Here is a 13383-nt window from a genome sequence, read left to right as displayed (position 1 = left end):
GTGCCAGGGTGAGGACGTGAGCAGCGTGGCACCGGACGACGTCGCCGCGCAGCGGCGTGCGGTCCGGGACACCTACCGCAGCCTGCGGCTCGGGCTGGTCGCCCTCGTGGTGCTCCTCGGCGCGGCGGTCACCCTGGAGGCCGTGGCCGCGGGGTGCTGGCAGACGTCCGTCAGCGCGTACTACTGGACCGGGGCCCACGACGCCCTCGTCGGCGGGCTGTGCGCGATCGGCGCCGTGCTCCTCGCCTACCGCGACACGTCGGAGCTGGAGAACACCGCCCTCGACGTCGCCGGTGCCCTGGCGCTCGTCGTCGCCCTGACACCGACGAGCCAGGAGCCGACGTGCGGGGGCGCCGGCGTGCCGGTCGCGGCTCTCGACGTCGTGCCCGGCGTCCGGACCGGGATCGGGGCCCTCATCGTGGCCGGTGTCCTGGCGGCCGTGGTCCGGCTCGCCGTCCGGCCACGGGTGTCACGCACGCGCCTCGAGAACGTGGTCCGGGTCGCCGCCGGCGTGCTGCTGGCGGGGCTCGGATCGCTGTTCCTGCTCGACGCGGAGCGGTTCGCCACGACCGCCCACGACCTCGCCGCGGTGGGCCTGTTCCTCGCGACCGCCGCGGTCGTCCTGCTGCGTGGGTTCGCGGCCCGGGCGGTGTCGGCCCGGTGGGGCTACGCGTACTCCGCCCTCGGGGTCACGCTCGTGCTGGCGCTCGCCACCGTGGTGGCGCTGCGGGCCACGGTGCCCACGTGGCGGCACGCGGTGCTCGTCACGGAGGCGGCGCTGATCGCCCTCTTCGCGGCGTTCTGGGTGCTGCGCACCATCGAGCTGTGGGGTGCGGACGCGCCGCCGCCCCGCGGACCGGCACGGGCGCGGCGCGGAACCGCGTGACGGCGGCCGCCCGCGACGCGCGACGGCCGCCGCCCGGGCGGGGCAGCGGCCGTCGTGACGTCGGACGTCAGGCGATGCGGGTGCGGGTCTGCTCCTCGTCGCCGATCTTGTGGACGACGACCGTGTTGGTCGACCCGACGACGCCCACCGGCGTACCGGCGACGACGACGACGTAGTCGCCCACCTCGGCGAGGCCGTTGGCACGCAGCGTCTGGTCCACCTGGCTGACCATGACGTCCGTGCTCTCGACCTCGGGCACCTGGTACGTCTGCACGCCCCACGAGAGGGAGAGCAGGTTGCGCACCGACTCCTCGGGCGTGAACGCGAGCAGGGGGATCGACGAGCGCAGGCGCGACATGCGACGTGCGGAGTCGCCGGACTGCGTGAACGTCACGAGGTACTTGACCCCGATGACCTCGCCGATCTCGGCGGCCGCCCGCGTGATCGCGCCACCGCGCGTCGACGGCACCGAGCCGAGCGGCGCGATGCGCTCGCGACCGAGCTCCTCGGTGCTCTCGATGATGCGGGCCATCGTGCGGACCGCCTCGATCGGGTAGTCACCGACGCTCGTCTCGCCCGAGAGCATGACCGCGTCGGCACCGTCGAGCACCGCGTTCGCGCAGTCGGACGCCTCGGCACGCGTGGGGCGCGGGCTCGTGATCATCGACTCGAGCACCTGCGTGGCGACGATGACCGGCTTGGCGTTGCGGCGCGCGAGCTCGACCGCGCGCTTCTGCACGAGCGGCACCTGCTCGAGCGGCAGCTCGACGCCGAGGTCGCCGCGGGCGACCATGATCCCGTCGAACGCCTGGACGATCTCGGTGAGGTTCTCGACGGCCTGCGGCTTCTCGATCTTGGCGACGACCGGGACGACCCGGCCCTCCTCCTCCATGATCCGGCGCACGTCGTCGTAGTCGGCCGCGCTGCGGACGAACGACAGCGCGATGATGTCCGCGCCGACGTTGAGGGCCCAGCGCAGGTCCTCCTCGTCCTTGTCGCTCATGGCGGGCACGGAGACGGCGACGCCCGGGAGGTTCAGGCCCTTGTTGTTCGAGACCGGGCCCGGGACCTCGACGCGCGTGATGACGTCGTTGCCCTCGACGGCCGTGACGCGCACGAGCACCTTGCCGTCGTCGATGAGGATGGGGTCGCCGGGGTTCACGTCGCCCGGCAGACCCTTGAACGTGGTGGAGACGCGCTCCTTGGTGCCCTCGACGTCGTCCGTGGTGATGACGAAGGTGTCGCCGACCGACAGGTCGTGCTTGCCCTCGACGAACCGGCCGAGGCGGATCTTGGGGCCCTGGAGGTCGACGAGGACGGCCACCGAGCGACCCGAGGCCTTCGCGGCGGCACGCACGTTGTCGTACACGCGCTTGTGCACCTCGGTGTCGCCGTGGCTGCGGTTCAGGCGGGCGACGTCCATCCCCGCGTCGACGAGGGCCTGGACCTGCTCGGCCGACTCCGTGGCGGGGCCGATGGTGCAGACGATCTTGGCTCTACGCATAGTTCGAGACTAAGCCTTTCCTGGTGCCGGCCACAGGCCGGACGTCCCGACACGGCCCGCGCACCAGCAGGTACGCGCGCCGGTCGGGTCGAGGGACGGGATGACGAGGGGGACGGGGGTCAGGGCCGCAGCGCCACGGTGCTGGCCGTGACGGGGACCGGGAGCTCCGAGGAGCCGGACAGGAAGGCGTCGACCGCGGCGGCCGCGGCGCGGCCCTCCGCGATCGCCCACACCACGAGGGACTGGCCGCGGCCCGCGTCGCCCGCGACGAACACCCCGGGCACGTCGGTCGCGAAGTCGTCGTCGCGGGCGACGAGCCCGCGGTCGGTCAGGCCGACGCCGAGCTGACCCGCGAGCTGACCGGTCTCGGGGCCCGTGAAGCCCATCGCGACGAGCACGAGGTCGGCCGGGATGTCCCGCTCGGTGCCGGGCGCGGGCACGCGCCGGCCGTCGGGCAGGTACTCGGTCGTGGCGACCCGCAGCCGGCGGACCCGGCCCGCGTCGTCGCCCTCGCCGCCGACGAAGCCCACGGTCGACGCCAGGTACGTGCGCTCCCCGCCCTCCTCGTGGGACGACGAGACCTCGAAGACGACCGGGTCGGTCGGCCAGGGCTGGCTCGCGGGGCGCTCCTCGGGCGGGCGCTTGCCGATCGCGAGGGTCGTCACCGACGCGGCCCCCTGGCGCAGCGCCGTGCCGAGGCAGTCGGAGCCGGTGTCGCCGCCGCCGATGATGATGACGTGCTTGCCCTCGGCGGTGATCTGCCCGGGCACGTCCTTGCCGGCCACGACCGCGTTGGCCTGGTGCAGGTACTCCATCGCCGGGTGCACGCCCGCCAGCTCGAGGCCCGTCACGGACGGCTCGCGCGGCACGGTGGCCCCCGTGGCGACGACGATCGCGTCGTACCGCGCCTGGAGCTGGGCCCACGTCACGTCGCGGCCCACCTCGACGCCCGCACGGAACCGCGTGCCCTCGGCGCGCATCTGCTCCAGGCGGCGGTCGATGTGGAGCTTCTCGAGCTTGAAGTCGGGGACGCCGTAGCGCAGCAGGCCGCCGATCTCGTCGTCCCGCTCGTACACCGCGACGGTGTGGCCGGCGCGCGTGAGCTGCTGGGCGGCTGCGAGGCCCGCCGGGCCGGACCCGACGACGGCGACCGTGTGCCCGGTGAGGCGCTGCGGCACCTGCGGCGTGACGAGCCCGCGCGCGAACGCCTCGTCGATGATCGAGACCTCGACGTTCTTGATCGTCACGGGCGGCTGGTTGATGCCGAGCACGCAGCTCGACTCGCACGGGGCCGGGCAGATGCGCCCGGTGAACTCCGGGAAGTTGTTCGTCGCGTGCAGGCGGTCGATCGCGTCCGCCCACTGCCCCCGCCACACCAGGTCGTTCCACTCGGGGATGAGGTTCCCGAGCGGGCAGCCGTTGTGGCAGAACGGGATGCCGCAGTCCATGCACCGGCCCGCCTGCTCCTTCAGGAACGGCTGGCCGGAGACGAGGTGGGCGTGCACGTCCTTCCAGTCGCGCAGGCGCACCTCGACGGGGCGGTTGGGCGGGAGCTCGCGCTCCCGCACCTTCAGGAAGCCGCGGGGGTCAGCCACGGGCCACCTCCAGGATCGTGTCCCACACGCCCGGCGCGGCGGGGTCGAGGCCCTCGGCCTCGGCCGTCGCCAGCGCGGTCCGGACGCGTGCGTACTCGGTGGGCAGCAGACGCGTGAACCGCGCCCGCGTGCCCGCGGGGTCCTCGAGGAGCTGGGCCGCCACCTGGGAGCCCGTCTCCTCGGCATGTGCGCGCAGCAGGCGCTCGACCAGCGCGGCGTCCTCGTCGTCGAGCGGCGAGAGCGACAGCTCGCCCGTGCTGACCGCCTCGATGTTGACCAGCGCCGGGCGCAGGTCGAGCACGTAGGCGGTGCCGCCCGACATGCCGGCGCCGAAGTTGCGGCCCGTCCGGCCGAGCACGACCACCGTCCCGCCGGTCATGTACTCGCACGCGTGGTCGCCCACGCCCTCGACGACCAGCGTGGCCCCGGAGTTGCGCACCCCGAACCGCTCGCCGACGAGGCCGCGCAGGAAGATCTCCCCGCGGGTCGCGCCGTAGCCGATGACGTTGCCGGCGATGACGTTGTGCTCGCTCGAGAGGACCGAGCTGCGGTCCGGGCGGACGACGATGCGCCCGCCGGACAGGCCCTTGCCGACGTAGTCGTTCGCGTCGCCGAAGAGCCGCAGCGTGATGCCACCGGGCAGGAACGCCCCGAACGACTGACCGGCCGAGCCGGTCAGGGTCACGTCGATCGTGTCGTCGGGCAGCCCGGCACCGCCGTACCGCTTCGTCACGTGGTGACCGAGCATCGTGCCGACCGTGCGGTTGACGTTGCGCACGGGCAGGTCGATCCGGGCGGGCTCGCCGCGCTCGAGCGCGTCGACGGCCAGGGTGATCAGCTGGTTGTCCAGCGCGCGGGACAGGCCGTGGTCCTGGTCCTTGACGTGGTGCAGCGCCGAGCCGGGCTTCGGCTGCGGCACCGCGAGCACCGGCGTCAGGTCCAGCCCGGCCGCCTTCCAGTGGTCCACCGCCTGCCGGGTGTCGAGCACCTCGACGTGGCCCACGGCCTCGCGCAGGCTCCGGAACCCGAGCTCCGCGAGGATCTCGCGCACCTCCTGGGCGATGAACTCGAAGAAGGTCACGACGAACTCGGGCTTCCCGGTGAACCGGGCCCGCAGCTCCGGGTTCTGCGTCGCGACGCCCACGGGGCACGTGTCGAGGTGGCAGACGCGCATCATGACGCAGCCCGAGACGACGAGCGGCGCCGTCGCGAAGCCGAACTCCTCGGCGCCGAGCAGCGCGCCCACGACGACGTCACGGCCGGTCTTCAGCTGGCCGTCGACCTGGACGACGACACGGTCGCGCAGGTCGTTGAGCACCAGCGTCTGCTGGGTCTCGGCGAGGCCGATCTCCCACGGGGTGCCCGCGTGCTTGAGCGACGTCAGGGGGGACGCGCCCGTCCCGCCGTCGTGACCCGAGATGAGCACCACGTCCGAGTGCGCCTTCGCGACGCCCGCCGCGATCGTGCCGACGCCGAACTCGCTGACGAGCTTGGTGTGGATGCGCGCCGACGGGTTGGCGTTCTTGGCGTCGTGGATCAGCTGCGCCAGGTCCTCGATCGAGTAGATGTCGTGGTGCGGCGGCGGCGAGATGAGACCGACGCCCGGCGTCGAGTGCCGGGTCTTTGCGACCCACGGGTACACCTTGTGGCCCGGCAGCTGGCCGCCCTCGCCGGGCTTGGCGCCCTGGGCGAGCTTGATCTGGATGTCGTCGGCGTTGGTGAGGTACTCGCTCGTGACGCCGAACCGCCCGGACGCGATCTGCTTGATCGCGGAGCGCCGCTCGGGGTCGTACAGACGCTCCGGGTCCTCGCCGCCCTCACCCGTGTTCGACTTGCCGCCGAGCCGGTTCATCGCGATCGCGAGGGTCTCGTGGGCCTCGGCGGAGATGGAGCCGTAGGACATGGCGCCCGTCTGGAAGCGCCGCACGATCTCGCTGACCGGCTCGACCTCGTCGATCGGCACCGGGGGGCGTACCCCGTCCTTGAACCGCAGCAGGCCGCGCAGCGTCATGAGCCGCTCCGACTGCTCGTCCACGCGGTGCGTGTACTGGCGGAACACGTCCATCTGGCGCGTCCGCGTGGAGTGCTGGAGCCGGAACACCGTCTCGGGGTCGAACAGGTGCTCCTCGCCGCCGCGCCGCCACTGGTACTCGCCACCCACCGCGAGCCGGCGGTGCGCCTGGCGGTTCCCGCTCGCCGGGTAGGCGTCCGCGTGGCGTGCCGCCACCTCGGCGGCGATGACGTCGAGGCCGATGCCGCCGAGGCGGCTGGTCGTCCCGGTGAAGTACTTGTCGACGAGCGCGTGCGACAGCCCGATCGCCTCGAACACCTGCGCGCCGCGGTAGGACGCGATCGTCGAGATGCCCATCTTCGACATGACCTTCAGGACGCCCTTGCCCAGCGCCTTGATGAGGTGCGCGACCGCCTTCTCGGGGGCGATCCCGGGCAGGAAGCCGCTGCGCGCGAGCTCCTCGACCGACTCCATCGCGAGGTACGGGTTCACGGCCGCCGCGCCGTAGCCGACGAGCAGCGCCACGTGGTGGACCTCGCGGACGTCGCCGGCCTCGACGACGAGCGAGATCTGGGTGCGCGTGTGCCGGCGCAGCGTGTGGTGGTGCACCGCCGACAGGAGCAGCAGCGACGGGATCGGCGCGAGGTCCGCGTCCGAGTTGCGGTCGGACAGCACGAGGAAGCTCACGCCCTCGTCGACCGCCCGGTCCACCTCGGCGAAGATCTCCTCGAGCCGCCGCTCCAGCGCCGCTCCCCCGCCGTCGACCTTGTACAGGCCCCGGATCGTGGTTGCCCGGAAGCCCAGCGACGGCTCCTTGGCGACGTGCACGACCTTGGCCAGCTGGTCGTTGTCGAGCACGGGGAACGGCAGCGCGAGCTTGCGCGCGTGCTCGGGGCCGTCGGCCAGCAGGTTCGGCTCCGGGCCGATCGCGCCGCCGATCGAGGTGACGAGCGCCTCGCGGATCGCGTCGAGCGGGGGGTTGGTCACCTGGGCGAACATCTGCGTGAAGTAGTCGAACAGCAGGCGCGGCCGCTGCGAGAGCACGGCGACCGGCGTGTCCGAGCCCATGGCACCGAGGGGCTCGGCACCCGCCGCGGCCATCGGCGCGAGGAGGATCTTGAGCTCCTCCTCGGTGTAGCCGAACGCGCGCTGACGGCGCCGCACCGAGGCGCTGGAGTGCGACACGTGCTCGCGCTCGGGCAGCTGCTCGAGCCGGACGAGGTTCTCCTGCAGCCACTGCGCGTACGGCCGGCGGGCGGCCAGCTGGGACATCACCTCGGCGTCGGCGACGATCCGGCCCTGTCCCGTGTCGACGAGGAAGAAGATGCCCGGCTCGAGGCGGCCCTTGGCCACGACCGACGCGGGGTCCAGCTCGAGGACGCCCGCCTCGGACGCGCAGACGACGAGGCCGTCCTCCGTCACCCAGTACCGCCCCGGGCGCAGCCCGTTGCGGTCCTGCATGGACCCGATCACCGTGCCGTCGGTGAAGGTCATCGCCGCCGGGCCGTCCCACGGCTCCATGAGCGTCGAGTGGTACTCGAAGAAGGCACGCGTGGCGGGATCCATCTGCGCGTGGTTCTCCCACGGCTCCGGGATCATCATCGTCATCGCGTGCGGCAGGGAGCGGCCGGCGAGGTGCAGCAGCTCGAGCACCTCGTCGAAGCTGCCGGAGTCCGAGCCGCCCGGCGTGCAGACCGGCAGCAGCGGGGCGAGGTCGCCGAGCTCCTCGGACGCCAGCATGCCCTCCCGGGCCGCCATCCAGTTCCGGTTCCCGCGGACCGTGTTGATCTCCCCGTTGTGGGCGATCATCCGGAACGGCTGCGCGAGCGGCCACGAGGGGAAGGTGTTGGTCGAGAAGCGCGAGTGGACCAGCGCGATCTCCGACGCGTAGCGGGGGTCCGACAGGTCGGCGAAGAAGGGCTCGAGCTGGCCGGGGGTCAGCATGCCCTTGTAGACGATCGTCCGCGCCGACAGGGACGCGAAGTACACGCCGGCCTCGCGCTCCGCGCGCTTGCGCAGGCGGTACGTGCGGCGGTCCAGGTCGATGCCGGACAGCTCACGCGACGGGTCCGCCACCACGAGCTGACGGAACGCGGGCATAGAGGCGCGCGCGGTGGGGCCGACGAGGTCCGCGGTCACCACGACCTCGCGCCAGGCGAGCACGTCGAGCTTCTCCTCGGCCGCGATGGCCTCGACCGCGCGCACCGCGCGGTGCTGCTCGGCCTCCTCGACCGGCAGGAACGCCATGCCGATCGCGTAGTGGCCGGCCGGCGGGAGCTCGGCGTCGACCACGTCGCGCACGAAGGCGTCCGGGATCTGCGTGAGGATGCCCGCGCCGTCTCCGCTGTCCTCCTCGGCGCCGACCGCACCGCGGTGGTCGAGGTTGAGCAGCGCCGTCAGGCCGGCGTCGACGATGTCGCGACCGGGCGTGCCGCGCAGGGTGGCGACCCAGGCGAAGCCGCAGGCGTCGTGCTCGGCGGCGGGGTCGTAGAGGGCGTGCCGTGCAGGCGCCGCGGAGGCGCCGGGGTTCACGGGCGACGTGGACATCAGCACCGTCCTCACAGTCCCCGGGCTCGGGGCATCGCGACAAGAAAAAGGGGGGAATACAGGGACGTCGTCGGCCCGGTGTGGAGGCGACTATACGACCCGCGCGCACGCGCGAGAGGCGCCGCCTCGGATGATGGCGGGACGGCGTCCGACCGCCCGGGTCACCGGGCCGTGGTGGAGGCGTCCGCCTCGTCGTCCTGCGTCGTGGGGGGTGTCAGCAGGAGGGTCGTGTCACGTCCTGGATGACGACGGCCGACCACGACGAACGCTACCAGCGCACCGACGCCGACGACGACGGAGGTCCAGACGTTGAGGCGCAGGCCCAGCACCGTCTCCGCCGGGTCGATGCGCAGCATCTCGATCCACAACCGGCCCGCGCAGTAGAGCGCGACGTACAGCCAGAACACGCGCCCGTGCCCGAGCCGGAACCGGCGGTCCAGCCAGACGAGGAGCGCCGCGGCGGCGAGGTTCCACAGCATCTCGTACAGGAACGTCGGGTGGAACAGCGTGCCCGGCTCGAAGCCGGCGGGCAGGTGCGCGTCGTCGATCTGCAGGCCCCACGGCAGCGTCGTCGGCCCGCCGAAGAGCTCCTGGTTGAACCAGTTGCCCAGGCGTCCGATCGCCTGCGCCACCAGCAGGCCCGGCGCGAGGGCGTCCGCGAAGGGCGCGAGCCGCACGCCGTGGCGGCGGCAGCCGATCCAGGCGCCGACGGCGCCGAACGCGACCGCACCCCAGATGCCGAGCCCGCCCTCCCAGATGAACAGCGCGCGCACCGGGTCCCCGCCCGGCCCGAAGTACGCGTCCGGCGAGCTGAGCACGTGGTAGATCCGACCGCCGACGATGCCGAAGGGCACCGCCCAGTAGGCGATGTCGAGCACCGTCTCCGGGTCGCCGCCGCGCTCCGCCCACCGCCGCCGGGTGATGACCGCGGCCGCGACGATGCCGAGCAGGATGGCGAACGCGTACGCACGCAGCGGGAACGGGCCCAGGTGCCAGACCGCCTGCGACGGGCTGGGGATGCCGGCGGCGAGCACGGCGGCCGGGATGCTCATCGCGCGGACCTGACGGCGGAGCGGACGCCCTCGGCCAGCCCGGCGACGACACCCTGCAGGGCGTCGACCCCCGCCGCCTCGTCCGGCGCCTCGAGCAGCGCCCGCACGAACGCCGACCCGACGATCACGCCGTCCGCGTAGGACGCGACCTGCCGGGCCTGCTCGGGACGCGACACGCCCAGGCCCACGCACACGCGCTGCGCCCCGCCCGCCCGCGTGTCGGCCACGAGCTGCTGCGCACGGTCGCCCACCGTCGCGCGCTCACCCGTGACCCCCATCGTGGACGCCGCGTACACGAAGCCGCGGCTCGCCGCGGCGGTCGAGGCGAGCCGCTCGGGCGTCGAGCTCGGTGCGACGAGGAAGACGCGGTCCAGGCCGTGGGCGTCGGAGGCGGCGAGCCACTCGCCCGCCTCGTCGGGGATGAGGTCGGGCGTGATGAGCCCCGCGCCCCCGGCGGCGGCGAGGTCGCGCGCGTACGCGTCGACGCCGTAGCGCAGCACGAGGTTCCAGTACGTCATGACGAGCACGGGGGCCCCCGCGTCGGCGATCTGCTCGACCGCCAGCAGCGTGTCGCGGACGCGCGTGCCGCCGGCGAGTGCCGCGTCGACCGCGCGCTGGATGATGGGGCCGTCCATGACGGGGTCCGTGTACGGCATGCCCAGCTCGACCACGTCGGCGCCCGCCTCGACCATCGCGCGCGCCGCGCGGACCGAGCCGGGCACGGACGGGAAGCCGACGGGCAGGTAGCCGACGAGCGCGGCACGCGGCGACGCGCCCGACGCGAGCGCGTCCAGGCGGTCGCCCGTCGCGGAACGGACCTGCGTCGTGCTCACAGCTGCTCTCCCTCGTCCGCCTTGAGGACCGGCTCGTCCTCGATGAGGCCGAACCACGCCGCCGCCGTCGCCACGTCCTTGTCACCGCGCCCGGAGAGGTTCACGAGGACGACCGCCTCGCGGCCGTCGGTCCCCCACTCCCGCGCCTCGGCGCCGAGCTGGATGGCCCCGGCGAGGGCGTGCGCCGACTCGATGGCGGGGATGATCCCCTCGGTGCGGCACAGCAGCTCGAAGGCCTGCATGGCCTCGACGTCGGTGACCGGCCGGTACTGCGCACGGCCGATGTCGTGCAGCCACGCGTGCTCCGGGCCGACGCTCGGGTAGTCGAGGCCGGCGGAGATGGAGTGGCTCGGCAGCGTCTGCCCGTCCTCGTCCTGGAGCAGGTAGCTGCGCGCGCCGTGGAGCACGCCCGGCACGCCGCCCGAGAACCGCGCCGAGTGCCGGCCCGACGCGACGCCCTCGCCGCCCGCCTCGAACCCGAACAGCCGCACCTCGGGGTCGTCGAGGAACGCGTTGAAGATGCCCATCGCGTTCGAGCCGCCGCCGACGCACGCCGCGACGGCGTCCGGGAGGCGCCCCGTCTCCTCGAGGAGCTGGGCGCGTGCCTCGTCGCCGATGACCTTGTGGAAGTCGCGCACCATCTCGGGGAACGGGTGCGGGCCCGTGACCGTCCCGAGCAGGTAGTGCGTCGTGTCGACGTTCGCGACCCAGTCGCGCAGCGCCTCGTTGATCGCGTCCTTGAGGGTCCGCGAACCGATCGTGACGGGCACGACCGTCGCGCCGAGCAGTCGCATCCGGGCGACGTTGAGCGCCTGCCGCTGCGTGTCCTCCTCGCCCATGTACACGGTGCACTCGAGGTCGAGCAGCGCGCAGGCGGTCGCCGTGGCGACGCCGTGCTGCCCCGCGCCGGTCTCCGCGATGACGCGCTTCTTGCCCATGCGCTTCACGAGCAGCGCCTGACCGAGCACGTTGTTGATCTTGTGCGAGCCCGTGTGGTTGAGGTCCTCGCGCTTGAGGAACACCCGCACGCCCTCACCCACGTGCCGGGCGAAGCGCGGCACCTCGGTGAGCGGGTTCGGGCGTCCCGTGTAGGTACGGTGCAGCCGCTCGAGCTCGTCGGCGAACGTCGGGTCGGCGAGCGCCTTGTGGTACTCCGTGTCGAGCTCGTCGAGCGCGGCGATCAGCGCCTCGGGCACGAAGCGGCCGCCGAAGTCGCCGAAGTACGGTCCCTCGTGGGCGCCGAGCGTCCCGCCGCTGCGCAGCACGTCGCGCATCCGGCGGCTGACCTGGCTACGACCGGTCGCGGTCACTGGCGCACCGCCCGCAGGGAGGGGTGCGCACCCGCGGCGACGAGGTCCGCGACGGACTGCCGCGGCGCGTCGTCGGTCACCAGCGCCTCGCCCACGAGCACGACGTCCGCGCCGGCGCGGGCGTAGTCCATGACGTCGTGCGGCCCGCGCACGCCCGACTCGGCCACCTTCACCACGTCGGACGGGATGGCCGGCGCCACCCGGGCGAACGTGTTGCGGTCGACGTCGAGCGTCTTGAGGTCACGGGCGTTCACGCCGATCACCTGCGCGCCGGCGTCGACGGCTCGCGCGACCTCCTCGGTGTCGTGCACCTCGACGAGGGCGGTCATGCCCAGGGAGTGCACGCGCTCCACGAGCGACTCGAGCACGGTCTGCTCGAGCGCCGCGACGATGAGGAGCACGAGGTCCGCGCCGTGGGCGCGCGCCTCCCACACCTGGTAGGGCGTCACGACGAAGTCCTTGCGCAGCACCGGCACGTCGACGCGCGCGCGCACGGCGTCGAGGTCGGCGAGCGAGCCGTTGAAGCGCCGCTGCTCCGTGAGCACGGAGATCGCGGTCGCGCCGCCCTTCGCGTACTCGGCGGCCAGCGCGGCCGGGTCGCTGATCGTGGCGAGCGTGCCCCTGCTGGGGCTGGACCGCTTGACCTCGGCGATCACCGTGACCGCGTCGTCCAGCTTGAGGCGGTTCACGCACTGGATCGCGGACTCGCGCCGCGCGGCCCGCTCCTTCAGCTCGGCGAGCGGGGTCGCGGCCTCCCGGGCGGCGAGGTCCTCCCGGACCCCCGTGACGATGTCGTCCAGCACGGTCATCGGCGGATCATCCCCTTCGCCCTGTCGGTAGGGCCGCCGTCCCCCGCGCGCCCTCCCCGGGTGCACCGGCTGCCAACGCGCCATCGTAGACGTGCGCTGGACCACATCCGTCCACGGCCCGGTCCGTGGGACCCCGGCGCCCGCCCGGGGCGGGCCTCACGACCAGGCGTACGACGACGACGCCGCCCACGGCAGCGTCATGCCGAGGAAGACGAGCGGGATGATGAACGACAGCAGGAACAGCGCGACCATGAGCACCCCGAACGCGATGGACACCCAGCCGAGCACGATGCCGGCCGTGACCATGCCGTCGTTGTTGGCCTCGCCGCGTGCGATCGCCTTGCGCGCGTTCATGCCGACGATCACGGCGGGGATGCCCGTGAAGAAGCCGCACGCGAGCACCAGGCCGGCGATGCCCAGGACGAGCGACCACACGCCGAGGTCGTTGCGCGGCCAGTAGCCGGGGCCCGCGTAGGGGTACGGCTGCGCGTACGACCCCGCCGCGCCGGCGGCCTGGGCGCCCGGCGTGCCGTACGCAGCCCCCGGGGCCGGGTACGCACCACCGGCGGACGGGTACGCGCCACCGGGAGGCGGGTACGCACCACCGGGAGGCGGGTACGCGCCACCGGGAGGCGGGTACGCGGCGCCGGCAGGCGAGGAGGATCCCGTGGACGGGTCGGCCGGCGTCCCCCCGGTGCCCGCCGCGGGCGCCGGTCCCGCCTCGTCGCGCCCGGGCGGCGGACCGTACGGGGCCTCGTGACCGTAGGACGGGCCGTCCGCGGGGCGGCCACCGGGATCGGCGGGGTGCGACATGTGGTCCTCCGAGAGGGTGCCCG

The 13383-nt window shown here is 73.5% G+C and carries 9 protein-coding genes; 1 reads left to right on the top strand and 8 read right to left on the bottom strand.

The window, feature by feature from the left end; translation table 11 throughout:
* The first annotated feature begins 16 nt into the window (after window positions 1–16).
* Complete coding sequence (locus E5225_RS07805; protein ID WP_135971749.1) at window positions 17–886, top strand: hypothetical protein; 870 nt, start codon at window positions 17–19, stop codon at window positions 884–886.
* 67 nt (window positions 887–953) lie between these two features.
* Here the strand turns inward: E5225_RS07805 and pyk are convergent, their stop codons facing one another.
* The 8 genes from pyk to E5225_RS07765 all read right to left on the bottom strand — a co-directional run bounded on the left by pyk (window position 954) and on the right by E5225_RS07765 (window position 13360).
* The gene (pyk, locus tag E5225_RS07800) at window positions 954–2390 is read right to left on the bottom strand and encodes a pyruvate kinase (RefSeq protein ID WP_135971748.1); all 1437 of its coding nucleotides are present in this window, start codon (window positions 2388–2390) and stop codon (window positions 954–956) included.
* 119 nt (window positions 2391–2509) lie between these two features.
* Window positions 2510–3985 carry a glutamate synthase subunit beta gene (locus E5225_RS07795; RefSeq protein WP_135971747.1) on the bottom strand — a complete coding sequence of 492 codons (1476 nt, stop codon included), beginning with the start codon at window positions 3983–3985 and terminating at the stop codon, window positions 2510–2512.
* Entirely contained in the window at window positions 3978–8543 is a 4566-nt protein-coding gene (gene gltB, locus E5225_RS07790; protein WP_135971746.1) for a glutamate synthase large subunit, read from the bottom strand. Before gltB ends, E5225_RS07795 begins: the two co-directional genes overlap by 8 nt.
* A gap of 161 nt (window positions 8544–8704) precedes the next feature.
* Window positions 8705–9595: a prolipoprotein diacylglyceryl transferase gene (lgt, locus tag E5225_RS07785; RefSeq protein ID WP_135971745.1), complete on the bottom strand. Its 891-nt coding sequence runs from the start codon at window positions 9593–9595 to the stop codon at window positions 8705–8707.
* The gene (gene trpA / locus E5225_RS07780; protein WP_135971744.1) at window positions 9592–10428 is read right to left on the bottom strand and encodes a tryptophan synthase subunit alpha; all 837 of its coding nucleotides are present in this window, start codon (window positions 10426–10428) and stop codon (window positions 9592–9594) included. The genes lgt and trpA overlap by 4 nt, the downstream gene beginning before the upstream one ends.
* A complete protein-coding gene (gene trpB / locus E5225_RS07775; RefSeq protein WP_135971839.1) occupies window positions 10425–11702 on the bottom strand; it encodes a tryptophan synthase subunit beta in 1278 nt (425 codons plus the stop codon). The genes trpA and trpB overlap by 4 nt, the downstream gene beginning before the upstream one ends.
* A gap of 32 nt (window positions 11703–11734) precedes the next feature.
* A complete protein-coding gene (gene trpC / locus E5225_RS07770) occupies window positions 11735–12547 on the bottom strand; it encodes an indole-3-glycerol phosphate synthase TrpC (RefSeq protein ID WP_135971743.1) in 813 nt (270 codons plus the stop codon).
* 156 nt (window positions 12548–12703) lie between these two features.
* Entirely contained in the window at window positions 12704–13360 is a 657-nt protein-coding gene (locus E5225_RS07765) for a DUF4190 domain-containing protein (protein ID WP_135971742.1), read from the bottom strand.
* Between the last annotated feature and the right edge of the window lie 23 nt (window positions 13361–13383).

It is taken from the genome of Cellulomonas shaoxiangyii (assembly GCF_004798685.1).
Lineage (GTDB): Bacteria > Actinomycetota > Actinomycetes > Actinomycetales > Cellulomonadaceae > Cellulomonas > Cellulomonas shaoxiangyii.
The sequence above is the reverse complement of the archived record's forward strand: the minus strand, read 5'-3'. Positions and strand labels throughout refer to the sequence as shown.

Excerpts from the sequence above, each read along its gene's own strand:
- trpC (WP_135971743.1), bottom strand. The coding sequence starts at position 12,547 with ATGACCGTGCTGGACGACATCGTCACGGGGGTCCGGGAGGACCTCGCC.
- trpB (WP_135971839.1), bottom strand. The coding sequence starts at position 11,702 with ATGCGCGACGTGCTGCGCAGCGGCGGGACGCTCGGCGCCCACGAGGGA.
- E5225_RS07765 (WP_135971742.1), bottom strand. The coding sequence starts at position 13,360 with ATGTCGCACCCCGCCGATCCCGGTGGCCGCCCCGCGGACGGCCCGTCC.
- pyk (WP_135971748.1), bottom strand. The coding sequence starts at position 2,390 with ATGCGTAGAGCCAAGATCGTCTGCACCATCGGCCCCGCCACGGAGTCG.
- lgt (WP_135971745.1), bottom strand. The coding sequence starts at position 9,595 with ATGAGCATCCCGGCCGCCGTGCTCGCCGCCGGCATCCCCAGCCCGTCG.
- gltB (WP_135971746.1), bottom strand. The coding sequence starts at position 8,543 with ATGTCCACGTCGCCCGTGAACCCCGGCGCCTCCGCGGCGCCTGCACGG.